This is a genomic window from Streptomyces sp. NPDC034037 (assembly GCF_055575715.1).
Map to the genome: position 1 here is coordinate 442,518 of NZ_JBVISC010000006.1, position 24,477 is coordinate 466,994.

The 24,477-nt window shown below is 72.5% G+C and carries 17 protein-coding genes; 4 read left to right on the forward strand and 13 right to left on the reverse strand.

All coding sequences use genetic code 11. The annotated features are described in order from the left end of the window. Positions 1 to 5: 5 nt before the first annotated feature. The 3 genes from ACZ516_RS23195 to ACZ516_RS23205 form a co-directional block, all read right to left on the reverse strand. Positions 6 to 686, reverse strand: coding sequence for an AIM24 family protein (locus ACZ516_RS23195; protein ID WP_469011545.1), 681 nt, complete (start codon positions 684 to 686; stop codon positions 6 to 8). Positions 687 to 697: 11 nt separating this feature from the next. Next, complete coding sequence (locus ACZ516_RS23200) at positions 698 to 2,416, reverse strand: TerD family protein (protein ID WP_469011546.1); 1,719 nt, start codon at positions 2,414 to 2,416, stop codon at positions 698 to 700. Positions 2,417 to 2,532: 116 nt separating this feature from the next. After that, positions 2,533 to 3,159, reverse strand: coding sequence for a M48 metallopeptidase family protein (locus tag ACZ516_RS23205; RefSeq protein WP_469011547.1), 627 nt, complete (start codon positions 3,157 to 3,159; stop codon positions 2,533 to 2,535). Positions 3,160 to 3,466: 307 nt separating this feature from the next. On the opposite strand from ACZ516_RS23205, the gene ACZ516_RS23210 reads away from it, so the two are divergent. Together ACZ516_RS23210 and ACZ516_RS23215 are read left to right on the forward strand one after the other, a co-directional pair. Further along, entirely contained in the window at positions 3,467 to 4,609 is a 1,143-nt protein-coding gene (locus ACZ516_RS23210) for a TOMM precursor leader peptide-binding protein (RefSeq protein ID WP_469011548.1), read from the forward strand. Positions 4,610 to 4,650: 41 nt separating this feature from the next. After that, complete coding sequence (locus ACZ516_RS23215; protein WP_469011549.1) at positions 4,651 to 6,027, forward strand: ABC1 kinase family protein; 1,377 nt, start codon at positions 4,651 to 4,653, stop codon at positions 6,025 to 6,027. A 124-nt stretch (positions 6,028 to 6,151) separates the two neighbouring features. Here ACZ516_RS23215 and ACZ516_RS23220 read toward each other — a convergent pair whose 3' ends face one another. The 4 genes from ACZ516_RS23220 to ACZ516_RS23235 all read right to left on the reverse strand — a co-directional run bounded on the left by ACZ516_RS23220 (position 6,152) and on the right by ACZ516_RS23235 (position 9,872). Next, positions 6,152 to 6,475, reverse strand: a complete 324-nt coding sequence (locus ACZ516_RS23220) for a hypothetical protein (RefSeq protein WP_361079556.1) — start codon at positions 6,473 to 6,475, stop codon at positions 6,152 to 6,154. Continuing rightward, entirely contained in the window at positions 6,472 to 6,840 is a 369-nt protein-coding gene (locus ACZ516_RS23225; protein WP_469011550.1) for a WhiB family transcriptional regulator, read from the reverse strand. The genes ACZ516_RS23220 and ACZ516_RS23225 overlap by 4 nt, the downstream gene beginning before the upstream one ends. A 167-nt stretch (positions 6,841 to 7,007) precedes the next feature. Next, entirely contained in the window at positions 7,008 to 7,346 is a 339-nt protein-coding gene (locus tag ACZ516_RS23230) for a hypothetical protein (protein ID WP_361079558.1), read from the reverse strand. 165 nt (positions 7,347 to 7,511) lie between these two features. Next, on the reverse strand, positions 7,512 to 9,872 hold the full coding sequence (locus ACZ516_RS23235) for an ATP-dependent DNA helicase UvrD2 (RefSeq protein WP_469011551.1): 2,361 nt from the start codon (positions 9,870 to 9,872) through the stop codon (positions 7,512 to 7,514). Between ACZ516_RS23235 and ACZ516_RS23240 the strand changes: the two genes are divergently transcribed. Beyond that, entirely contained in the window at positions 9,871 to 10,113 is a 243-nt protein-coding gene (locus tag ACZ516_RS23240) for a mycoredoxin (RefSeq protein ID WP_358583263.1), read from the forward strand. The two genes, ACZ516_RS23235 and ACZ516_RS23240, sit on opposite strands and share 2 nt — an antisense overlap. Before the next feature lie 54 nt (positions 10,114 to 10,167). Here ACZ516_RS23240 and nudC read toward each other — a convergent pair whose 3' ends face one another. The 6 genes from nudC to ACZ516_RS23270 form a co-directional block, all read right to left on the reverse strand. After that, positions 10,168 to 11,115 carry an NAD(+) diphosphatase gene (gene nudC, locus ACZ516_RS23245; protein ID WP_358583261.1) on the reverse strand — a complete coding sequence of 316 codons (948 nt, stop codon included), beginning with the start codon at positions 11,113 to 11,115 and terminating at the stop codon, positions 10,168 to 10,170. 78 nt (positions 11,116 to 11,193) lie between these two features. Continuing rightward, on the reverse strand, positions 11,194 to 12,597 hold the full coding sequence (locus ACZ516_RS23250) for a dipeptidase (protein ID WP_361079564.1): 1,404 nt from the start codon (positions 12,595 to 12,597) through the stop codon (positions 11,194 to 11,196). Positions 12,598 to 12,607: 10 nt separating this feature from the next. After that, the gene (locus tag ACZ516_RS23255) at positions 12,608 to 16,228 is read right to left on the reverse strand and encodes a UvrD-helicase domain-containing protein (protein ID WP_469011552.1); all 3,621 of its coding nucleotides are present in this window, start codon (positions 16,226 to 16,228) and stop codon (positions 12,608 to 12,610) included. A gap of 76 nt (positions 16,229 to 16,304) precedes the next feature. After that, the gene (locus ACZ516_RS23260) at positions 16,305 to 17,006 is read right to left on the reverse strand and encodes a hypothetical protein (RefSeq protein ID WP_469011553.1); all 702 of its coding nucleotides are present in this window, start codon (positions 17,004 to 17,006) and stop codon (positions 16,305 to 16,307) included. Positions 17,007 to 17,103: 97 nt separating this feature from the next. Beyond that, entirely contained in the window at positions 17,104 to 20,808 is a 3,705-nt protein-coding gene (locus ACZ516_RS23265; protein ID WP_469011554.1) for an ATP-dependent helicase, read from the reverse strand. Between the two features lie 167 nt (positions 20,809 to 20,975). Then, positions 20,976 to 21,467: an MGMT family protein gene (locus ACZ516_RS23270; RefSeq protein ID WP_358583252.1), complete on the reverse strand. Its 492-nt coding sequence runs from the start codon at positions 21,465 to 21,467 to the stop codon at positions 20,976 to 20,978. 224 nt (positions 21,468 to 21,691) lie between these two features. On the opposite strand from ACZ516_RS23270, the gene ACZ516_RS23275 reads away from it, so the two are divergent. After that, a complete protein-coding gene (locus ACZ516_RS23275; protein ID WP_467464556.1) occupies positions 21,692 to 24,436 on the forward strand; it encodes a lysylphosphatidylglycerol synthase domain-containing protein in 2,745 nt (914 codons plus the stop codon). Positions 24,437 to 24,477: the final 41 nt, after the last annotated feature.

Sequence of the window (24,477 nt, forward strand, 5' to 3'; positions counted from 1 at the left end):
CCCCCTCAGCCCCGTGCTCGGAGACGGTCGGTGCTGTCCTCGCTGGGCTGTACGACGACGATGCCCTCTCCGGAGAAGCCCATCTGGTAGGCCTCGCCGCTGCCGCGCCCGATGAGGGAGCCGGCCTTGAAGCTGCGCTTGCCCTTCACCTTGAGATTCGGTGACCAGGCGATCAGCGCGTCGGGGTCGACGTACGTCTCGTCCTCGCCGCGCCCGCAGTCGACGACGAGGGGCGTGCCGCGGGCGGTCAGGGCGACCCAGCCCTGACCGGAGAGCTTGATGTTCCACAGGCCCTGTCCGGCGAACTTGGCCAGGCCCTTGACCCGCTCGACACCCCAATGGAGGCAGGCGTCGAAGGCGAGGAGGTTGGTGCCGTTCACCGAGAGGGAGTCGCCCGCCAGGTTGATGACGACGACGTCCGCTCCGTAGTCGGCGAGGTAGAGCAGGCCGTCTCCGGAGCACTTCATCAAGGGCGCGCCCTCACCGGTCATCCACTCGCGCGCGACCTGGCGGACGGCGGGCGGATTGGGCTCGTACTGCACGAACCCCTCGTAGGCGACCATCGAGCCGACGCGCGCGAAGAGGTCGTTGCCGGACTGCATGGCCACCTTGAGCATGTGGTGGCCGTGGTTCTCCATGCGGGCGGCGACGGGTGCGGGGGCGAAGCCCGCGAGCTGCTGATTCATGACGGGCTCCCTCAGACCTCGTACGGCTGGACGACGATGAAATTGCCGGGGGCGCCACGGAACTGGAGATTCACGCTCTCCCCCGTGGACCCCGCGTAGGCGTTGCTGCGCATCCGCACCTGGCTGGAAACGATCGCCTGAGCGGCGGCCGACCAGGCGACGACGGCGTGGCAGTCGGCGAACGTCGTCGGCGTGACGGGCAGGACCACGGGCACGCCGTGGGTCTTCACGACGACCGTGCCGGTGCCCTGGAACTGCATGACGAACAGCGCGCCGCCGGGGATCCCGTGGCCCTCGATCCTGCGTACCTCGTGCTGGAGGGACTCGTCGAAGGCGAGGACGTTCTCCGCGGAGACGCAGATCGCGTCGCCCTGGAGCTCGATGGGGTGCAGGTGGTTGGCCTCTTCGGCGAGGAAGACCTGGCCGCGCCCGGAGCAGCGCATGAGCTGCATCTCCTGGCCGGTGGCGTTGCCCACGATGCGGCCGGCGAAGCCCGCGCCCTTGTAGCCGAACTCGACCTTGCCCTGGTAGAGCACCATGCTGCCCTGGCGGGCCAGGACCGGCTGGTCGGCGACGCCCAGGTCGACGCGGATCAGCTTCTCGTTCTGCTGCGTCCAGCGTTGGCCGGTGGGGGCTTCGCGGTACTTCTGGAGCGCGGCGGCCACACCGGCGCCCTGGGGTGCGGCGCTTTGCGGGACTCCGTGGGGCGCCTGGACCGCCTGGGGCGGGCCGGGGAACTGCCCGCTCGGCGGCTGCTGGCCGTATCCGGGCGGCATCGGGGCGGCGGGCTGCTGACCGTACCCCGGAGGCATCTGGGCCTGGGGCTGCTGCTGGCCGTACCCGGGCGGGAGCGGTGCGCTGGGACCGGGAGCCTGCGGGGGCGGCGTCTGGCCGTACGGCGGGGGCTGCTGCTGGCCCGGCTGGGCGTACGGCGACTGCTGACCGGGCAGGCCGTACGGCGCGGGGGCCGGCGGCTGATTCATGGGGGCCACGATGGTCTGCGCGGCGTGCACCGGCGGGTCGGCGGGAACGGGCGCCGGAGGCGGGGGCGGGGTGGCGCTCTGGGGCGGCGCGAAGCTCTGCGCGGGGGCCGGGGCGGGTGCCGCGGGGGCGGGGGCACCGAACGCGGGCGGCGCCGAGGCCTGTGCGGGGGGCGCGAAGGAGGGCGCGGCGGCCTGCTGCGGCGCGGGGGCAGGATCCTCCTCGGCGACCTCGCCGCCGAAGTTCTTCAGGAGGGCGTCGAGCCCGCCGTCGAAGCCCTGGCCGATCGCGGCGAACCGCCAGACGTCCTTCAGGTAGAAGTCACCCAGCATGACGGCGCGCTCCGTGGAGAACTCCGCGCCGGTGAACGCGTAGCGGGCCACTTCCTCGCCACCCGCGACGATGCGGATGTATCCGGAGGCGACCTGGGACATCTGCCCGGCGCCGTCGATGGTCGCGGTGAACGACAGCCGCTGGATCTGCTGCGGGACGCGGTCGAGCGTGACGCGGAAGGACTCGGTGTCGCCCGCCTGCGCGCCGAGGAGCTGGATCGACTCCTCGGGCGACTTCGGCTGGTTGAAGAAGACGAAGTAACGGTCGTCCGAGAGGCGCTCACTCGCGTCCAGGCCGAAGCAGCTGATGTCGAAGGTCAGCCCGGGGGCCGAGATCTGCACACCCACGTACAGATCGGTCCCCGCGGTGAGGTCACTGATCTTGGCCTTGTGGCCGCGTTGGAATTCCCTGGCCATACGTACGACCGTCCCCCATCCCGAATGTGAATGCGTCGCGCCAGGCTAACCGCAAAGTCGGACACCGGACCAAGCCGGTACAGACCCGCTACACAACCGACGGACCGGGCGGACGTTCACCTCTCGCGCGCGGTGGGCGGATGAGGCAGGCGCCCGGCCGCGACCACTCCTTCGAGGTAGCCCCTGGCCCGCTCCGTGCGCGGGTAGGCCTCCAGGAGCCGCCAGAAACCCGGGCCGTGGCCGGGGACCAGAAGGTGGGCCAGTTCATGGACGAGGACGTAGTCCACGACGTACTCCGGCATCCCCTGGAGTCGGTGCGAGAGGCGGATGCTGCCCTCCGAAGGGGTGCAGGAACCCCAGCGGGTGTTCTGGTTCGTGACCCAGCGAACGGAGGTGGGCCTGGCCCGGCCGGCGAAGTACTGCTCGGACAGCTGCCCGGCGCGCTCGATGAGCTCCGCGTCACCGATCAGGCGCTTGCTCTCCTGCGCCGCGAGCTTGTCGAGCATCACATTGACCCAGCGCTGCTCCTCCGCCTCGGACATCCGGGCGGGGATCAGGACGACGGTGCGCTCGCCCTCCCGGTAGGCCGAGACCGTCCTGCGGCGGCGGGCGCTGCGTCTGACCTCGACCGCGTCCGCCGGCGCGCCGGGGGGCGGCGGACCGGTGGTCGTGCTGCGCTGCGGAGTCGTGGCGCGAGGCGCTGAGGTCTCCCCAGCGACGCGAGAGGACGGGTCGGCGGGCACGCCCCGACGTTACCCGCTGGGCGTGGGGGAAGTCCCGCCTCCGGGACGGTTCGGCGCCGACCGCTTCCAGGTGATGTGCCCGGGGCGACGGGTGGCGTGGGCGGGACGACTGCTCGGGCCGAGGCCGGGACGACCGATTGGGCCGAGGCCAGGACAACCGCTTGGGCCGAGGCCCGGACGACCGGTTAGTACGACAAGCACACCGTGCCTGTGGACAACGGGACGCGGGCTTTCGGCGAGGCGGGCATTCTGGCATTCGATCGGCGCGGCGGACGGAAGCGCGCCGACCGGACGACGGGGGACGACCATGCATCCGACCTTGAAGCCCGCGCTGCGGCGCGGCTGGCGGGACCTGAGCACCGTGCAGTTCGGGGTGGCGCCCGCGCATGCCTTGGTGCTCGGCCCGATGGACACCGCGACGGGCAGCTTCCTGACGCTGCTCGACGGCACCCGCGGGCTGCCGCTCCTGCGCGAGGAGGCCAAGCGGATGGGGCTGCCCGAGGGGCATGTGGACCGGCTGCTGGCGGAGCTGTCGCGGGCCGGCCTGCTCGACGATTCGACGGGCGGCGGCCCGGCGGCCGACGCCCTGCGCGGCAGGAGCGGCCCCATGGACCGGCTGCGGGCCGACCTGGCCTCGCTCTCGCTCCTCGCCTCCGAACCGGGTGAAGCGATGGAGAAACTGGCGGCGCGCCGGAGCGTGCGCGTGCGTGTCCAGGGCGCGGGGCGGGTGGGCGTCGTGGTGGCCTCCCTCCTTGCGGGGGCGGGCGTGGGCCGGGTCGAGGTGCTGGACGGTGGCCATGTGGAGCCGTGGGACGTCGCGCCGGGCGGGCTGCCGGCCGAGGCGGTCGGGGAGCGCAGGGACACGACCGCGCGCCGGCTCGTGCGGCAGGCGGCACCCGACCGGTCACCGCGGGCGCCCCGTTCGGCTCCGGCACGGGAGGGGGAGGCCGGGCTCTCCCTGGTGATCATCGCCCCACGAGAGGGACTCGACGCGTACGCCCCCGACGCGGCGGCCGCGGCGGACCTGCTCGCGGCGGGCACACCCCACCTCTACGCCGGAGTGATCGAAGGCACGGGCGTGGTGGGCCCCCTGGTCCTGCCCGGGACGACCGCCTGCGCGGGCTGCCTCACCCGGCAGCGCTCGGACCGCGATCCCACCTGGGCCCGGATGCTGGCCCAGTGGCGCTCGGGCAGAGCGCGGCACGTGCCCGCGTGCGACCTGGCCCTGTCCACCTCGGTCGCCGGAATGGTCGCGGGGCACGCCCTCGCCTTCCTGGACGGCACATCCGCTGCCTGCGCGGGAGTCCGCTGGGAGGCATCCATTCCTGGCTTCGACTGGCACAGTCGCCCGATTTCACCCCATCCCGCCTGCCCTTGCGGGGCCGGTGCGCACGTTAAGGGGGATCGGCTCACCGCGGAGATGGACCAGCACGCAACAATGGCCGGGTAACCGCCTGCGAAGGCGTGGCTGTCTGGGACTTGGAGGGGCGCATGTCTGATCTTCCCCGGAAGGCGGTCACCCGAACCGCCAAACTGGCCGCGCTGCCGCTCGGCTTCGCGGGACGCGCGACCTGGGGGCTCGGAAAGCGGATCGGCGGCAAGTCGGCGGAGATCGTCGGCCGTGAGCTGCAGCAGCGGACCGCGGAGCAGTTGTTCAAGGTCCTGGGCGAGCTCAAGGGCGGCGCCATGAAGTTCGGGCAGGCACTGTCCGTCTTCGAGTCGGCGCTGCCCGAGGAGGTCGCGGGGCCCTACCGCGCGGCGCTGACAAAGCTCCAGGAGGCGGCGCCCCCGATGCCGACGAGCACCGTGCACACCGTGCTCAGGGAGCGGCTCGGCGAGGACTGGCGCGAGCGGTTCCTGGAGTTCGACGACAAGCCGGCGGCCGCCGCGTCGATCGGCCAGGTGCACCGGGCGGTCTGGGAGGACGGACGCCAGGTCGCCGTCAAGGTGCAGTACCCGGGAGCGGGCGAGGCCCTGCTGTCCGACCTCAACCAGCTGAGCCGGTTCGCCCGCCTCCTGGGGCCGCTGATACCGGGGATGGACATCAAGCCGCTCATCACCGAGCTGCGCGACCGGGTCTCCGAAGAGCTCGACTACAGCCTGGAGGCGCAGGCCCAGGAGGCACACGCCCTGGAGTTCGCCGATGACCCGGACGTGGTCGTGCCCGGGGTGGTGCACCAGAGCGAACAGGTCCTCGTCACCGAGTGGATCGACGGAATACCCCTGTCCGAGGTGATAGCGAACGGCACCCTGGAGCAGCGCGACCGGGCGGGCCAGCTGCTCACCCGCTTCCTCTTCTCGGGTCCGGCGCGCACGGGGCTGCTCCACGCCGACCCGCACCCGGGCAACTTCCGCCTGCTGCCGGACGAGGAGAGCGGCTGGCGGCTCGGTGTCCTGGACTTCGGCACCGTGGACCGGCTGCCGGGCGGATTGCCCTCGCCCATCGGTGCGTCCCTGCGGATGACGCTGTACGGCGAGGCCGACGCGGTCTACGACATGTTGCGCGAGGAAGGGTTCGTCAAGGAGACCGTCGAGCTTGAACCGGACGCGGTGCTCGACTACCTCCTGCCGATCATCGAGCCGATGCTGGTGGAGGAGTTCACCTTCACCCGGGGCTGGATACGCAGCCAGGCCGCCCGGGTCGCCGATCCCCGCTCCCCCGCCTACCAACTGGGCAAGCGGCTGAATCTTCCGCCGTCGTACCTGCTGATACACCGGGTGACGCTGAGCACCATCGGGGTGCTGTGCCAGCTGGGCGCGACGGTGCGGATGCGGGACGAGCTGGAGGAGTGGCTCCCCGGCTTCGTGGCCGAGGCGGAGGAGCCGGCGGAGGCGCGCGAGGAGGGCGAGGCGGCGGTGGAGGCCTGAGCGAGGGCGGGCTCGGTCCGACCGTGGCTCCGGCCCCCGTGTTGACGCGCAACGCGGCGCGGAGGCCTGTCCGATCGGACGGCCCCCGCGAGATTCACTGACTGTTACTACCTGGTACTGCTTGTTACTGCATGAGTGCCATGGCGAGCGCGCGCCGGGCACGCATCGAGGCGCGCTCCGCGCGGCGCTGCATGCGGCGGGCCGCCAGCAAGCGCTCGGCCGGGCGCTGCGCGTCGGCCTCACGCAGTCGTTCGTGCATATGCGCACGAGCCATGGCTTCTGGGATGAGTTGCATCTCTCGGGTCCTGTTCTGGCGCGAGGTGTGCGCGCCGGTGGTGGTGAAGTCTCGGGTCGCGGAGCCTGCGGGCTCGCGGGTGGCTGTCTTCATCGGGGCCTGCTTCTTGGGGTCGTGCGTCAGGGGGCGATCGATGGTTCCGGCGGTGTTCATGCGACGACCGGGTTCTTGCGCGGGCGGCCGCGGGGCCGCTTGCGGGCGACCACCACACCCTGGACGAACAGCTCGCCGCCCCAGACGCCCCACGGCTCACGCCGCTCCTTGGCGCCGGCGAGGCAGGCCTCCATCAGCGGGCAGGTACGGCAGAGGGACTTGGCGTACTCGACATCGGCCGGGGACTCCGCGAAGAAGACCTCGGGGTCGTAGGCACGGCAGGGAACGGCTACGCCGAGGTTCTCGATGGCGTCGTCGAGCGCGGTGAGCGCGGTCAGGGGGGTCAAGGCCTGGTCCTCCGTGGGCGTGTGCGGGGAGATCGTCTGTGAAGGCGGTACGGACGGGGCGTGCGCTTCGAGTTGCACGGTGGTGTTTTCCTCGTCTGGTCGTGCCGGCCTGGGTCGGCCGGTTGGCGGCTGGTACCGGGTCTTGCATTGGCCCCTTCGCTCTGTCTCCCTGTTTTTGGGAAAACAGAAGGGCCGCGGATCCCGGGTGGGGTTCCGCGGCCCTGAAGGCGCCTGTCTGATCGAGATCAGACTGGATCACTCCAGGGTTCGAGCCCACGGAAGGCCCACATCGTGTGGTGCTGCGTCGTCTGCTTGCGGAATCCGGCACCGGCCGCCGCGAAGGCATAGGCCTGGGCCTGCGTCTTCGCTACTGCTGCTTCCGGTGCCTCGGTCGGTCGCTCATTGCCCTCGATGGCCTCACCCATGGGGAGACCGGCGAGAGGCAGGGCGGACAGCGGACGCACGGCGGCGATGCCGCCGGACAGACCGGTGCCCTGGTGCGAGAAGCCGAGCAGGCAGGAAGCGACGACCGAGCGATCGGTCATTTTGGCGGTGCTGGTGAAGCTCTCGTTGATGCTGATCACTGGAATTCGCCTCCTCTCGGCGTCTATGGGATCGACCGGAACCGATCCTGCGGGGCTGACAAGTACAGCACGGGACCAGGGCTTCGGAGAAGCCGCCGTTCCCGTGCTTAAGAACCTATGGGTCATCCTTGCGCATGCGCAAACTATTTTTTCGACGAGTTTGAATCACTCGTCGCCGGCGCCCCTTACACCGTCCTGACCTGCGCAGATGGCGAGCACCTCGGCGCCGAAGCGGTGAAACTTGCGGACGCCGACGCCAGGGATGCGCGCCAGCTCGCCCTCGTCGTCCGGCACGGCCTCCGCGATGGCGATCAAGGTCTTGTCCGTGAAGACGCAGTACGCGGGCTGCCCCAGCTGCTTCGCCTGGACGGCACGCCATTCCCGCAGCCGTTCATAGAGCCCCTCGTCCATGTCCGACGGGCAGTCCTCGCACCGCATGAGCTTCAGCTCGCCCGCGTCGGTGAGAGTCCTGCCGCAGACCCGGCAGCGGGCCGGGGCGCGATTCTTGCGCTGCACGCGTCCCACCGCCGTCGCCGGGCCCTCCCCCGCGCTGCCGCGCTCGACACCGCCGGGACCGCCACCCGCCGCGCGCCCCGCGGCGCCCGCCCCGGAGCCCGGGCGCAGCCCGTCCAGGAACCGGCTCGGGCGGCGGTTGGGCCGGCCGCCCGGCGAACGGGACAGGGCCCAGGACAGGGAGAGGTGCGTGCGGGCGCGGGTCACCCCCACATAGAGGAGGCGGCGCTCCTCCTCGATCTGCTCGTCGGTCTTGGCGTAGGTGATCGGCATCATGCCCTCGGCGAGACCGACGAGGAACACGGCGTCCCACTCCAGCCCCTTGGCCGCGTGGAGCGAGGCCAGCGTGACGCCCTCGACGGTGGGGGCGTGCTGGGCGTTCGCCCGCTCGTCCAGTTCGGCCACCAGGTCGGCCAGGGTCGCCTCCGGCTTGGCCCGCGCGAAGTCCTCGGCGAGGCGCACCAGCGCGGCCAGGGACTCCCAGCGGTCGCGGACCGCGCCCGAGCCCGCGGGGGGCTGGTGCGTCCAGCCCTTGGTCGACAGCACGGCCCGCACCTGGGAGGGCAGGTCGACCACGTCGTCGAGGAGCGCGTCGTTGCCCCCGAAGCGGGCGGCGCCGCGCAGGGCCGCGCCGGCCTCGCGGACCTCGGTGCGCTCGAAGAACCGCTCGGCGCCGCGCAGCTGGTAGGGGACGCCGGCGTCGGCGAGTGCCTGTTCGTAGATCTCGGACTGCGAGTTCGTACGGAAGAGGACCGCGATCTCGCTCGCCGGGACGCCGTCGGCGAGGAGGGCCCGGATGCGGCGGGCGGCACCCTCGGCTTCGGCCGGCTCGTCCGCGTACTCCGTGTAGACCGGCTCCGTGCCGGGGTCGCGCTGGGAGATCAGTTCCAGGCGGTGGTCGGCGGCGCGGCCGCGGGCCTGGGAGAGCAGGCCGTTGGCGAGGTGGACGACCTGGGGGGTGGAGCGGTAGTCGCGGACCAGCTTGACGACCGTGGCTCCCGGGTGGCGGGTGCGGAAGTTCAGCAGGTGGTCCGGGGTGGCGCCGGTGAAGGAGTAGATCGTCTGACTGGCGTCGCCGACGACGCAGAGGCTGTCGCGCTCCCCCAGCCACAGCTCCAGGAGGCGCTGCTGGAGGGGGCTCACGTCCTGGTACTCGTCCACCACGAAGTGCTGGTACTGCGTGCGGACCTGCTCGGCGATGTCGTGCCGGTCCTGGAGGATGCCGACGGCGAGGAGCAGGACGTCCTCGAAGTCGATGACGGCGCGGTCGCGCTTGAGGTCTTCGTACGCGGCGTAGAGCTGGGCGATCTCGGCGGGGTCGCGCGGGACGAGACGGCCGGATTTGGCCGCCGCGGCCGCGTAGTCCGAGGGGACGGTCTGGGTGACCTTGGACCATTCGATCTCACTGGTCAGATCGCGCAGCTCATTGCGGTCCAGACGGATGCGGCAGGCGGCGGCCGCGTCCGCGACCAGCTTGATCTTCCGGTCGACGATCCTCGGCAGGGAGCCACCGACTGCTTTCGGCCAGAAGAACTGGAGCTGGCGCAGGGCCGCGGAGTGGAAGGTGCGGGCCTGGACGCCGGAGGCGCCGAGCTGGCGCAGCCGGCCGCGCATCTCGCCGGCGGCGCGATTGGTGAACGTGACGGCCAGCACGCTGGAGGGCTGGAGGATGCCGGCGCGCACCCCATAGGCGATCCGGTGGGTGATCGCCCGCGTCTTGCCGGTGCCGGCGCCCGCGAGGACACACACCGGCCCGTGCAGGGCGGTGGCCACCTCGCGCTGCTCGGGGTCGAGCCCGGCGAGCACCGCGTCGGCAGAGTCCGGGACCTGCGGGAAGAGGGTGGTGTGCGTTGCTGAAGTCACCCTGCCATGCTGCCAGGTCGCCGGGGGCGGGCGAGCCGGTTGTCCACAGGGGGGCGGGTGCGGTCGTACTAATGCGGGAATGGCGGCCGGGTCCCGTACGTTCGTGTCTGTGCGAGACGCACCCGAGCTACGAAGGAGCACGACACACATGCCGGGCACTGTGACGATGTACAGCACCACGTGGTGCGGCTACTGCCGCCGCCTCAAGGGTCAGATGGACCGCGAGGGCATCGCGTACACCGAGATCAACATCGAGCAGGACCCCGACTCGGCGGCCTTCGTCGAGAAGGCGAACGGCGGAAACCAGACAGTTCCCACCGTTCTCTTCCCGGACGGCTCGACGCTCACGAACCCCTCGCTCGCCCAGGTCAAGCAGAAGCTCGACGCCTGAGGCCCAGCGGCAGCCGGGTGCCTGAGGTGCGGCAGAGGCCGGGGGCCGGGCTGCTCAGCCCACGGTCCCCGGCTTCGGCAGGGGCTTGCCGTACCAGAGTTCGATCAGTCGGGCCGCGATCGAGATGCCGTAGGGAGGCAGGACCTCCCCGGACTCGAACGCGGCCCGCAGGTCTTCCCGGGAGAACCAGCGGGCCTCGTGGATCTCCTCGCCGTCGACGTTGATCTCCGAGGAGGTCGCGTCGGCCATGAAGCCCAGCATCAGGCTGGAGGGGAACGGCCAGGGCTGGCTCGCGACGTATTCGACGTCGCCGACCGTGACGCCCGCCTCTTCGAAGACCTCGCGCCGCACCGACTGCTCGATGGACTCGCCCGGCTCGACGAAGCCCGCGAGCGTCGAGAAGCGCCCTTCCGGCCAGTGCACCTGCCGGCCGAGGAGGATGCGGTCCTCACTGTCCCTGACCGCCATGATCACCGCGGGGTCCGTGCGCGGGTAGTGCTCGGCGCCGCACGCCTGGCAGCGGCGGATGTGGCCCGCCGCGGCGATGACGGTGCGCTCGCCGCAGCGCGAGCAGAAGCGGTGCAGGCGCTGCCAGTTCTCCAGGGCGACGGCGTGCACCATCAGGCCCGCGTCCCGGGGTGAGAGCAGCAGTCCCGCCTCGCGCAGCCCGGCCGGGCGCGCCGACTGGTCCATGCGGCCCGGCAGGGTGTCCTTCTGGAGCGCGAAGTAGCTGACGCCGTCGTCGTCGGTGCCGAGGAAGTAACGGTGTTCCTCGGTGAGCGGCGCCTCGAAGGCCGGGGTCATCACCAGTTCGGTGCGGCCTTCGGGCGTCTCGTCGATGAGCACCTGGCCGCCGGAGACCACGAAGACCCGGGTGGTCGGGTGGCTCCAGGCGGCGGCCAGCCAGGCCTCGTCCATGCGGTGATGGGCCGCGCGGTCGATGCCGCTCGGCGCGGTCAACGACACGGGGCGCTCGGCGGTGCTGTCGGTCCAGGTGGTCACAGGTGCTTCCTACTCCCCCGGTGGAATGGGTGGTTCAGCCAGGCGTGCGGCAGGACGTGGTCGGCGTCGCGGGGATGGTCAGGGCGCATCGCGCCAGTTCTCCGCGAGATCGCCCCACAGGTAGGCGGCCGTCTCGACGCCCTTGAGGAGGAGGTCGATCTCGACCTTCTCGTTCGGCGCGTGCCAGCCGTCGGACGGGACGGAGATGCCGAGGAAGAGCACGGGTGCGGCGAGGACGTCCTGGAGGTCGGCCGCGGGTCCGGAGCCGCCCTCGCGCGTGAAGCGGATCGGCTGCTCGAAGGCGCGGCCCATCGCGCGGGCCACGGACTTCAGGGCCGGGTGGTCGAGCGGGGTCAGACACGGGCGGGTGCCGGGGCTGAAGGTGACCGTGTGGCGGATTCCGGCGGGCACCTGGTCGGCGGCCCAGGCCCGTACGGCTTCTTCGACGTGCCCCAGGTCCTGACCGGCGACCAGCCGGAAGGAGATCTTCGCCAGGGCGGACGACGGGATGATCGTCTTGCTGCCCTCGCCCTGGTAGCCGCCGCCGATGCCGTTGACCTCGGCCGTCGGGCGGGCCCAGACGCGCTCCAGGGTGGTGAATCCGGCCTCTCCCCGGGTGCCGTGCGACTTCGCGGTCCGCAGCCAGCGCTCCTCGTCGAAGGGCAGCTCGGCGAAGAGTTCGCGCTCGCGGTCGGTCAGTTCCGTGATGCCTTCGTAGAAGCCGGGGATCGCCACGCGCCCGTGCTCGTCGTGCAGGGCGGCGACCAGGCGGGCGATCTCGGTGGCCGGGTTCGGCACGGCGCCGCCGAACGAGCCGGAGTGGATGTCCTGGTCGGGGCCGTGCAGCACGATCTCGCACTCGGCGAGGCCGCGCATGCCGGTGCAGACCGTGGGGGTGTCCCGCGACCACATGCCGGTGTCGGAGACGATCACCGCGTCGGCGGCGATGCGCTCCTTGTGGGCCTCGATCAGCTCGCGGAAGTGCGGGGAGCCGGACTCCTCCTCGCCCTCGACGAGCAGCTTGAGGTTCACGGCCGGCGCGTGGCGGCCGGTGGCGGCGAGGTGGGCCCGGACGCCGAGGGTGTGGAAGAAGACCTGGCCCTTGTCGTCGGCCGCCCCGCGCGCGTGGAGGCGGTTTCCCTGGACGACCGGCTCGAAGGGGTCGGTCGTCCAGCCGTCCTCGCGGGCCGCCGGCTGCACGTCGTGGTGGCCGTAGACGAGCACTGTAGGGGCCTGCGGGTCGTCCGAGGGCCACTCGGCGAAGACGGCGGGCGCTCCCGGGGTCTGCCAGACCTCAGCCGTCGGGAAGCCGGTCTCCTTGAGGGCGGCGGCGAGCCACTCGGCACTGCGGCGCACGTCCCCGGCGTGGTCGGGCTGGGCCGACACGGACGGGATGCGCAGCCACTCGGCGAGGTCGTCGAGGAAGGCGGCACGGTGGTGGTCGATGTACGTGCGGACGGCGCTGTCCGGTGTCTCGCTCATGGTCACGAGCCTATCCGCCGTCCGGGGCGGGCTCGTCCGGTGGTTCCGCGAGGAGCAGGCGTTCGAGCTCGGCGCGGCCCGGGAGGTTCCTCGGCCGGGCCGTCTCCCCGCTGCGCACATACAGGAAGGCGGCCTTCACCGACTCCAGGGGGACGCCCTGCTGCTCGGCCCAGGCGAGGCGGTAGACGGCGAGCTGGAGCGGGTCGGCGCTGTGGGTGCGGCTGGTCTTCCAGTCGACGATCTCGTACGTCGTGTCGTCTCCGTCACCTTCCTTGTAGACGGCGTCGATGCGCCCCCGGATCACGCGGCCGGCGATGACGAACTGGAAGGGCACCTCGACGCGGTGGGGCGTGCGGCGGGCGTACTCGGTGCGTTCGAAGGCTTCCTTGAGGGCTTCCAGATCGCGCTCGTCGGCGATCTCGGCCTCGTCCGGGCCGCCGCCGGGGAGGTCCTCGGGGGCGAGCATCGGCAGGGTCAGTTCCTCGAAGCGGGACTCGACCCAGGCGTGGAAGCGGGTGCCGCGGCGAGCCGCGGGCTGTGGCGGGCGGGGCATGGGCCGGGCGAGGTCCTTGGCGAAACCGTCGGGGTCGGCGGCCAGGCGCATCAGCTCGGACGCGGTGAGCGACGGCGGCACGGGGACGTCCCTGACCGCCTCCCGGGAGCGCAGGAGCTCTCCGGTGAGGGCGTCCAGGTCGCGGTCCCAGGAGGCGAGGGTGCGGGCCTCCTCGGGAGTGAGACGCGTCCGCTCGCCCCGATCGTCTTCGCCGTCAGCGGGGTGCGGGCGTGCTCCGGAAGGCTGCGCGGGGAGCGGTACGCGCGCGTGGGCCGCCGAAGCGGCGGGACCGGCGGGGCCGCTTCCCTCGGCGGGAGGGGCGTCCGCGGGGCGCGGGATCGTGGGGCGCTCCGTCGCCAGGGCGTCCCAGTCCGCGGGGTCGGCGCCGGCTTCGGCGTCGGGGAAAGCGGCGTCCTCGTAGGCGTCGGGGAAATCGACGTCTCCGTAGGGGCCGTCTTCGTCCTCTGGAGGGGGCGGCCACTCCGGGTCCTCGGCCGGCGGGACGTCGTCGTGCGCCGACGGGTGGGCCTCCGTATGGGCGCGGGCGGGTTCCGGCGTGCCGTCGCGGGTCAAGTGCTCCAGATGGTCGAGGACGGTCCGGGCGGCGGCCCGGCGGCGCGCCAGGGAGGCGTCGTCCAGCGGCAGCGGCCACGCCTGGTCGGCGCTCCCCTCGCGCAGGGCGGGGTTCTCCTCGTCCTCGGTCGGCTCGTCGGTCCAGGCCTCGATCTCACCGTGGCCGGCCACGCAGTGGTCGTGCAGGGCCCACAGGAAGTCGGAGGGGCCGCGCGGCTTCTTCTGGGAGGGGCCCCACCAGTGGCCCGAGCCCAGGAGCAGGGAGCGCGGGCGGGTGAAGGTCACGTAGCCGAGGCGCAGTTCCTCGGTGCGCTGGTGGTCCTTCATGGCTTCGTGGAAGGCCTTCATGCCCTTGGCGTCCCACGTCTCGATGTCGGGCAGGGTGGCCGCGTCGCCGCGCAGTGCGTGCGGGACGACCTTGGCCTGGGCGGTCCATTTCTCGCGGCCCTGAGCGCTCGGGAAGGTGCCCTCGACCAGCCCGGGGACGGCGACGACGTCCCACTCCAGGCCCTTGGACCGGTGGGCGGTGAGCACCTTGACGGTGTTCTCGCCGCCCGGCAGGGCGTTGTCGAGGCCCTTTTCGTACTGCGCGGCGGTGCGCAGGAAGCCGAGGAAGGCCAGCAGTGTCGCGCCGCTGTCGTTCGCGGCGAAGGAGGCGGCGACGTCCAGGAAGTTGGAGAGGGTCTCGCGGCGGCGGGCCGCGAGGGCGCCCGGCGACGCGGACAGCTCCACCTCCAGGCCGGTCACGGCGAGCACGCGGTGCAGGACGTCCATCAGCGGGTCGGACAGCGACCGCCGCAGTTCGCGCAGCTCGGCGGCGAGCCGGGCGAAGCGCACCCTGGCGTCGGCGGAGAAGGGCAGGCCGTCGTCCCGCCGGGACGCCTCGTCCGGGCCCAGGGAGGACTCCAGGAAGGTGTCCAGGGCGTCCGCGAGCGATATCACCTCGGCCGGGTCGACCCCTTCGACGGCCTCGGCGAGGCGCCGGTCCGGGTCCTCGGGGGCGGTGTGCCCCGGGCGGACGAGGAGGCGGGCGCGGCGGCCGAGGAGGGCGAGGTCGCGGGGGCCGATCCGCCAGCGCGGTCCGGTGAGCAGCCGCACAAGGGAGGCGTTCGCCCCCGGGTCCTGGAGGACCTCGCAGACGGCCACGAGGTCGGCGACCTCGGGGAGGTGGAGGAGGCCGGAGAGGCCGACGACCTCCACGGGGATGTCGCGGGCGACGAGCGCGCCCTGGATCTCGGCGAAGTCCGTCGCCGTGCGGCACAGGACGGCGATCTCGCCGGGGGCCTTGCCGGTGCGTACGAGGTGGGCGATGGAGTCGGCGAGCCAGTCGATCTCCTCGGCATGCGTGCGCAGCAGCGCGCAGCGCACCACGCCGTCGCGCTCGGCGCCGGGCGCGGGGCGCAGCGCCTCCACGCCCGCGTGCATCGCGCGCAGGGGCTCCGCGAGGCTGTTGGCGAGGTCCAGGAGGCGGCCGCCGCTGCGGCGGTTCTCGCTGAGCGCGTGCCGGGTGGCGGGGCGGCCGTCGGCGTACGGGAAGTGCTCGGGGAAGTCGTCGAGGTTGGCCACCGAGGCGCCGCGCCAGCCGTAGATCGCCTGGCAGGGGTCGCCGACCGCCGTCACCGGGTGGCCCGTGCCGCCGCCGAACAGGCCGGACAGGAGAATGCGCTGGGCGACGGACGTGTCCTGGTACTCGTCGAGGAGGACGACGCGGAACTCGTCCCGCAGGATCTCGCCGACCTCCGCGCGGGTGCGGGCGAGCGTGGCGGAGAGGGCGATCTGGTCGCCGAAGTCGAGGAGGTCGCGGGAGCGCTTGGCCGCGCGGTACAGCCCGACGAGTTCGGCGAGCTCCAGGCGCGCCGCCGCCGTCTCCGGGACCTTGCGCAGGTCGGCGTTGGAGAGCTTCACGCCGTCCAGGGCGCGCAGCAGTCCGGTGTCGTACGCGCGAAGGCTCTCGGGCCGGACGAGGTGCTCCGCCAACTCGCTGTCGAGGGCGAGGAGGTCGCTGACGAGGTCGGGGAAGGAGCGGGTCAGGGCCGGATAGGGCCCTGGGGCCTCGCGCAGCACGCGTGCGGCGAGCTGGAAGCGGGTGGCGTCGGCGAGCAGCCGGGAGCTCGGCTCCAGGCCGATGCGCAGGCCGTGGTCGGTCAGGAGGCGGCCCGCGAAGGCGTGGTACGTGGAGATGACCGGCTCGCCCGGCGGATTGTCCGGGTCCACGGCCTCCGGGTCGGTGACGCCGGCCCTGATCAGCGCCTGGCGCACCCGGTCGGCCAGCTCGCCCGCCGCCTTGTTCGTGAACGTCAGGCCGAGGACCTGCTCCGGGGCGACCTGGCCGGTGCCGACCAGCCAGACCACGCGGGCCGCCATCACCGTCGTCTTGCCGGAGCCGGCTCCGGCCACGATCACCTGCGGGGCGGGCGGCGCGGTGATGCACGCCGTCTGCTCCGGGGTGAACGGGATCCCCAGGAGCTCCTTGAGCTGCTCGGGGTCGGTGATACGAGGTGGCACGTCAGAGAGGCTAGCGGTGGCCACTGACAACCGGGGCGAGCCGGTCGCCCGCGACCACCGCCGTCGCGCGCGTGCGTCAGGAGCTCATGAGTTCCTTGAGGTCCATGATCTCGCCGGCCGGCGGGGCCTTGACCTCGACGGGCTTGCCGTAGTCGGAGAAGTACATCGTGCCCGGGTCGTCCTTGCCCGTGTTGACGACCTTCAGGAAGTAGGGCTTGCCCTCGGTGGCGACGTAGAAGGTGGACTTCTTGCCCGACTTGGTCTTGGTCAGGACGGCCGCCGTCTTGCCGTCGACCTCGGCGTCCTTCTCCCGCTTGAGGCCCTTCAGCTCGCCCGACTTGAACATGTCGTCCGCCTGGCAGGCGCCTTCCTTCTTCTGGTTCGGCGTCTTGACCCACTTGTCCTTGAGACGCGAGGCCTGGGAGCCGCCGCCCATGGCGTCCTTCCAGAACGCCTCGTCGCCCTTCATGTACTGATTGCCGTCGACGACGAGCAGCTCGGCGGCGCCCTGGGCGCCACCGTCCATCTTGCCCTTGCACTCGCCGGACTGGGCGACCGAGAAGTCGACCTTGATCGCCTTGCCGTCCTGCTCACCCTTGCCGGAGACCCGGAAGGAGCCCGCGTCCTTGGAGGCGTCGGACGCCTTCTTGGCGATCTTGTCGGCGCTCATCCCCTCGAAGGGGTCCTTCTTCTCGTCGTCGCTGCCGCAGCCCGCCAGGCCGATGACGGCGGCGGAGCAGGCGACGGCCACCGCAAGGAGCTTCCGATTGGCTGCCATATGTACGTGTCTCCTCAAAAATGGTGCACCGTCGATCGGTGCACAGCATGTCTTTACTGAGACCTTAGATCGCGGGAGGGAGTGCTCCGGCACCAGGTCACTCCACGACCTGCCGCCCCTCCGGGCGCGCGCTGCACGAGGCGCGGAAGGCGCAGTGGGTGCAGTGCTGGCCCGTGGTGGGTGTGAAGCGTTCGTCGAGCACCTTGCCCGCGGCCGTCGCGAGGAGGTCGCCGATCCACTCTCCGGAGAGGGGCTCCTGGGCCTGGACCTTGGGGAGGGTGTCGCCGCCGTTCTTCTTGGCGGCGCCCTGGCGCAGCTGCACCAGTTCGGCGCCGCCCGGCTCGGGGCGGGCGCCCGCGAAGACGTCGTCGGCGGCGCCCTCGCGGACCGCGAGCTGGTAGACGGCGAGCTGCGGGTGGCGGGCGACCTCGGCGGCGGTCGGGGCGTGCTTGCCCGTCTTGAAGTCCACTACGTAGGCGCGGCCTTCCGCGTCCTGCTCCACGCGGTCCATCGAGCCTCGTACGCGTACTTCGTAGGGGCCCGCTTCGAGCGTCACGTCGAAGCCGTGCTCGCTGGCGACGGGTGTGCGGCCGCCGCGCGTGCCGTTGGAGTCGACGTGCCACTGGAGGAAGCGTTCGAGCGCCACGCGCGCGTGCTCCTTCTCCTGGGCCGACTTCCAGGGGGCGTCGAAGGCGAGGGCGTCCCACACGGAGTCGAGGCGCTCCATGAGGACGGCGAGGTCGGCGGGGGTGCGTCCGGAGGCGACCTCGTCGGCGAGGACGTGCACCACGTTGCCGAAGCCCTGAGCGGCGGTCGCGGGCGCGTCCGCCTTCACCTCGCGGCCCAGGAACCACTGCAGGGAGCAGGTGTTGGCGAGCTGGTCCAGCGCGCTTCCGGAGAGCACCACAGGCTTGTCGCGGTCCCGCAGGGGGACCTCGCTCACCGTCGGCTCGTACATGCCCCACCAGCGGTAGGGATGGGCGGAGGGCACCAGCGGGCGCCCGTCGCCGTCGCTGAGCGCGGCCAGGCGGGCCAGGCGCTGGGCGGCCGCCTCGCGCAGGGGCTCCGAGACGCGCGGGTCGACGGTGGTGGCCCGCAGTTCGGCCACGAGCGCGGCCACGGACAGGGGGCGGCGGGGGCGGCCGGTCACGTCCTTGGGCTCGACGCCGAGTTCGGTGAGGAAGCGGGAGGGCTGGTCCCCGTCGTCCGCAGGGGCCTTGACCGCCGTCACGACGAGGCGCTCTCGCGCGCGCGTGGCCGCCACGTAGAACAGGCGGCGCTCTTCGGAGAGGAGCGCTCCGGGGGTGAGCGGTTCGGCGAGACCGTCGCGGCCGATGCGGTCCGCCTCCAGGAGGGAGCCGCGGCGGCGCAGGTCGGGCCAGAGGCCCTCCTGGACGCCCGCCACGACGACGAGCCGCCATTCCAGGCCCTTGGAGCGGTGGGCCGTCATCAGACGTACGGCGTCGGGGCGTGCCGCGCGGCGCGTGAGGGTGTCCGCGGCGATGTCCTGCGCCTCGGTCTCCTCCAGGAAGTTCAGGGCGCCACGGCCGCCGATGCGTTCCTCGGCGCGGGCCGCGGCGGCGAACAGCGCGCAGACCGCGTCCAGGTCGCGGTCCGCGTTGCGGCCCGCCGCTCCTCCGCGCCGCGCGGTGCGCTCCAGGCGCGCGGGCCAGGGTGTGCCGTCCCACAGCTCCCACAGGGCCTCTTCGGCCGTGCCGCCGCCCGCGAGGCGCTCCCGGGCCTTGCGGAGCAGCGCGCCGAGCCGCTGGGCGCCCCGGGCGTAGGCGGGGTCGTGCGCGACGAGCCGCTCGGGCTCGGCGAGGGCGCGGGCCAGCAGCTCGTCGGAGGGCGGCGGCAGGTGGTTGCCCGCCGCGCGCTCCTCCTCACGCAGGGCGCGTCCGAGCCGCCGCAGGTCGGCGGCGTCCATCCCGGCCAGCGGGGAGGTCAGCAGGGTCAGCGCGGTCTCGGTGTCGAGCCAGGAGGGCACGGTACGAGCGGCCGCGGCGGTGCCCGCCGTGGTCCCGGTCGCGTCAGCCGCGTTCCCGGGCGCGCCTACTGCGGTCTCGGGCGCGCCTGCCACGACCCCGCTCGCGTCTGCCGCGGTCTCGGCCGCGCCTGCTGCGATCCCGGCCGTGTCCGCCGCATTCCCGAGGACGCCCGCCGCGATCCGGGGTGCGCCCGGCGCATTCTTGGGTGCGCCTGCTGCAGTCTCAGCCGCCGCGATTCCGGCCCCGTCCGCCGCAATCCCGGTGGTGCCCGCTTCAGAGGGCGTGCCTTTTGCGAGGGGGGCGGCTTCTGCGGAGGACGTCGCTTCGGCGAGGGGCGTCGCCGTGTCGGGGCCGGGCAAGGGCTCCGAGGTCGCTGCCTCCGAGGCGGAAGGCTCCGTGGACGCCTCCGAGATGACCGCCGTGGCCACCACCCGCAGCGCGGTCAGCAGCGGTGTCACCGCCGGCTCGTGGCGCAGGGCGATGTCGTCGCCGTCGATCTCCAGGGGGACGCCCGCAGCGCTGAGGCTGCGGCGTACCGCCGGGATGGTGCGGGCGCCGGCCCTGACCAGGACCGCCATGTCGCCCCAGGGGACGCCGTCCTCCAGGTGGGCGCGGCGCAGGATGTCCGCGATGTTGTCCAGTTCCGTACCGGCCGTCGGATACGTGTACACCTCGACCCGGCCGCCGTCCCTGACCGGCGTCAGCTCCCGGTGGGCCCGCACCTTGTCCGCGGGCAGCCTGGTGAGCGGCATGCGGCGGGTGAGCAGCCGGGTGGCGTCGAGCAGCTGCGCGCCGGACCTGCGGGACGTCGTCAGGACCTCGACCGGCGCCGGCGTGCCGTCCGCGCGCGGGAAGTCGTACGGGAACTCCAGGATGCCGTTCACATCGGCACCCCGGAAGGTGTAGATCGACTGGTCGGGGTCTCCGAAGGCGACGAGGGTCCGGCCGCCTCCGGAGAGGGCGTGCAGCAGCCGTACCTGTGCCGGATCGGTGTCCTGGTACTCGTCGACGAAGACGGCGTCGTACCGCGTGCCGAGTGCCCGTGCCACCTCGGGGCGGCGCGCGAGCAGCACCGCGCGGTGCACCAGTTCCGCGTAGTCGACTACTCCTTGCAGGTCGAGCACGTCCAGGTACTCGGCGAGGAAGGCCGCCGCCGCCCCCCAGTCGGGGCGGCCGCTGCGGCGGGCGAAGGCGTCCAGGGCGGCCGGGCCGAGGCCCAGCTCGCGGCTGCGGGCGAGCACCGCGCGCACCTCGTCGGCGAAGCCGCGGGTGGTGAGGCAGGCGCGCAGTTCGTCCGGCCAGCGGACGTGCCCCCGGCCCTCCTTCGCGAGGTCGATCTGGCCCGCGAGCAGCTCCCGTACCGCCACGTCCTGCTCGGGACCGGACAGCAGCCGCAGCGGCTCGACGAACAGCTCGGCGTCCTGGTGGGACCGCACGAGGGCGTAGCAGAACGAGTGGAACGTCGTGGCCTGGGGGGCGCGCGCCGCCCCTATGCGCAGCGCCATGCGGTCGCGCAGTTCGACGGCGGCCTTGCGGCTGAAGGTGAGGACCAGCAGCCGGGCGGGGTCCGCGCCCCGGGCGACTCGCGCGGCGACGGCCTCCACCAGGGTGGTCGTCTTGCCGGTGCCGGGGCCCGCGAGGACGAGGAGCGGACCGTTCTCGTGGTCAACCACACGGCGCTGACCTGCGTCCAAGCGAGGGGGTTCCGTCCGAGCCGGCGGGGTGCGCACCAGTCGGTAGGCACCCGGGGACCCCTGTCGTACCTGGTGGTGCGACGGGTGCCGGATGTGCCGGGCGGAAGAGGGGGAACTCACGTGGGTCGCCGGTCCTGGTGGGGGTGCTGGTCGAGAAGTGGGCGCGCGGGGGTCATGAGGTGACGGGGATGCGCGCTGTCGACGCTACGCCAGTGGGCACGGGGGACGTGTGGGTTCCCCCGTACGGGCCACCGGCTCCCCGCCGGGCCTCCCGATGCCGGAAGCTGTCAGGTGTGAGCCTTCGGAGCCTGCGGGCGCGCGTCATCCGCGCCGTCGCCCTGCGCCCGCAAGGGACGGACCGACATCACCTCCGCCCCCTCGGCGATGTCACGCATGTCACTCACGTCGCGCACATCACACCCGTCCCAGCGCGCCCGCCGCATGTCGAGCTTCGGGACGTGCCCTTGGGTGGCGCGCGAGGCCTGGCGCAAGGGGGTGCCCTCCTCGCGGTAGCGCTCCAGGGCCCGCAGTTCGTGCCCCGGCAGCAGGACGCCGTCGGAGCGCACGACACGCCACCACGGGACACCTCCTCCGTAGAGGGCCATCACGCGTCCCACCTGGCGCGGGCCGCCCTCCTCCAGCCACTCGGCGACGTCCCCGTACGTCATCACGCGCCCCGGAGGGATCAGTTCCGCGACACCGAGGACTCGCTCCGCGTACTCCGGAAGCGCCTGTTCCGCCTCGGGCGGCGTCTGTCCCGCTCGGCTCTGCTCGCTCATCCGGACCATCCTGCCGTACCCCACCGACACAGCGGCCCGGCTGCCGCGCAGGGCCCCGGAAGGCGGCCCACCGGGCGCCCCAGGGTCCGCGATGTGCCGTTTCGTGACCACTTCGCGTCCTCGCGTTGCCCCCTGATGCCCCCCTGCGGCGACGCGGCATGCCACCATCGTGCGGGCGGTGACTGGTGATACGAGATCAAGAAGAGACGACGGAGCAGCAGGGCGTGCATCCCGATGAGAAGGCGGGCACCTCTGCGTCCGAGTCACACCTGGACACCGGTGAGCCCGCCCTGACGAAGGACGACGAGAGGCTCGGCGGCGACGACTGCGCCGAGGGCGGAGCCCACCCGGACCGCGTGGAGCGCGACGAACCGCTGCTCTCCGCGCGCGTGCACCGCCCCTCCGACCTCATGCGGCTGCTCGTCGGCGTCCTCGCGCTCGTGGTGCTCCTCTCGATCGCCGCGTTCGCGCACGGCACGACGTCCGGGCTCGAACAGGACATCGACAAGGGCACGGACCAGGCCCCCGACCTGCTGATCAAGGTGGCGGGGCTCGTCGCCAGCATCGGCGTGCTGCTCGTCCCCGTCGCGTTCGCGATCGAACGGCTGATCAAACGCGACGGCCTGCGCATCGCCGACGGGGTCCTGGCGGCCGTCCTCGCGCACGGCGTGACGCTGGCGACCGACCTGTGGGTCGCCAAGGCCGCCCCCGACTCCATCCAGGACGCGCTCACCAAGCCGTCCCCGGCAGACCTCCACGCGTTCACCGACCCGGTGCACGGCTACCTCGCGCCCGTCATCGCGTACATGACGGCGGTCGGCATGTCCCGCAGGCCGCGCTGGCGCCTGGTGTTGTTCGTCGTGCTGCTGCTCGACGCGTTCACGATGCTCGTCACCGGCTACACCACGCCGTTCTCGATCCTTCTGACGGTGCTCATCGGCTGGACGGTGGCGTACGGCACGCTCTACGCGGTCGGCTCGCCGAACGTACGGCCCACCGGGCAGACGCTGCTCGCGGGCCTGCGGCACGTCGGCTTCCGGCCCGTGAGCGCCTCCCGTGAGGAGTCCCCGGACAGCGAGCACGGCGACCGGGGGCGCCGCTACTTCGTCACCCTGGAGGACGGCCCGCCCCTCGACGTCACGGTCATCGACCGGGAGCAGCAGGCGCAGGGCTTCTTCTACCGCGTCTGGCGCAGGCTGACACTGCGCGGCATCACGCAGCGGCGCAGCTTGCAGTCGCTGCGCCAGGCACTGGAGCAGGAGGCCCTGCTCGCCTACGCGGCGATCGCCGCCGGGGCCAACGCCCCGAAGCTGATCGCCACCTCCGAGCTGGGCCCCGACGCCGTGATGCTCGTGTACGAGCACACCGGTGGCCGCTCCCTGGACTCCCTGCCGGACGAGGCCGTCACCGACGAGCTGCTGTGCGAGACCTGGCGGCAGGTGCGGGCGCTGCAGTCCCGGCGCATCGCCCACCGCAGGCTGGCGGGCGACGCGGTCCTGGTGGATCGTTCCGGCGCGGTCATCCTCACGGACCTGCGCGGCGGCGAGATCGCCGCGGGCGACCTGGTCCTGCGGATGGACATCGCCCAGCTCCTGACCACCCTCGGCCTGCGCGTGGGCGCCGAGCGGGCGGTCGCCTCCGCCGTCGAGATCATCGGTCCGGACGCGGTGGCCGACTGCCTCCCGCTGCTGCAGCCCATCGCCCTCACCCGCTCCACCCGCGCCACGCTGCGCAGGCTGGCCCGGGAACGGTCCCAGCGCGAGCGCGAGGCCGTCCTGGAGGCCTCCCGCAGGTCCAGGAGCGTGCGCGCCGAGGCGGCCGCGGAGGACTCGGCGCACAAGGCACACCAGGCGCTCCAGACGCCCAAGCCGTCGCAGAAGGCCGAGAAGCAGGCGGCCAAGCAGGAGCAGCAGGCCGAGAAGCAGGCCATAGAAGACGCCCTGGAGCAGGCCCGCGAGGAGGACCTGCTCACCCAGATCCGCCACCAGGTGCTGCTCATCCGCCCGACGGCGCCGGTCGAGCCGGCGCAGCTGGAGCGGATCAGGCCCCGCACGCTGATCAGTTTCATCGCCGGCGCCATCGGCGCGTACTTCCTGCTGTCGCAGCTCACCCACGTCGAGTTCGGCAAGCTCTTCCAGGAGGCCGAGTGGGGCTGGGTGGCCGCCGCCGTCGGGTTCTCCGCGCTGAGCTACTTCGCGGCCGCGATGAGCCTGCTGGGCTTCGTGCCGGAGCGGGTGCCCTTCCTGCGGGCGGTGGCGGCGCAGGTCGCCGGGTCGTTCGTGAAGATCGTGGCGCCCGCCGCGGTCGGCGGTGTCGCGCTGAACACGCGCTTCCTCCAGCGTTCCGGAGTGCGCTCCGGGCTCGCGGTCGCGAGTGTCGGTGCCTCGCAGCTCTTCGGGCTCGGCTCGCACATCCTGCTGCTGCTGATCTTCGGCTATCTCACGGGGACGGAGAAGACGCCGTCGTTCACGCCGTCCCGCACCGTCATCGCCGGGCTGCTGTCGGTCGCGGTGCTCGTCCTCGTCGTGACGGCGATCCCGTTCCTGCGGAAATTCATCGTCACGCGCGTGCGGTCGCTTTTCGCCGGTGTCGTGCCGCGCATGCTGGATGTGCTCCAGCGGCCGCAGAAGCTGCTCACCGGCATCGGCGGGATGCTGCTGCTCACCCTCATGTTCGTGCTCTGCCTGGACGCCTCCGTGCGGGCCTTCGGCAACGAGGAGATGACCTCGCTGAGTCTCGCGAGCGTCGCGGTGGTCTTCCTCGCGGGCAACGCCCTGGGATCGGCGGCGCCGACTCCCGGCGGTGTGGGCGCGGTCGAGGCGACACTGACGGTCGGTCTGATCGCGGTCGGTGTCCCCAAGGAGGTGGCGGCGCCCGCCGTGCTGCTCTACCGGCTCCTGACCCTGTGGCTCCCGGTGCTCCCCGGCTGGCTGTTCTTCAACCACCTCACAAGGAAGGGGCTGCTTTAGCTCCGCGGAGCGCGGGGAGCGGCTCACCCCGCCCCCAGCAG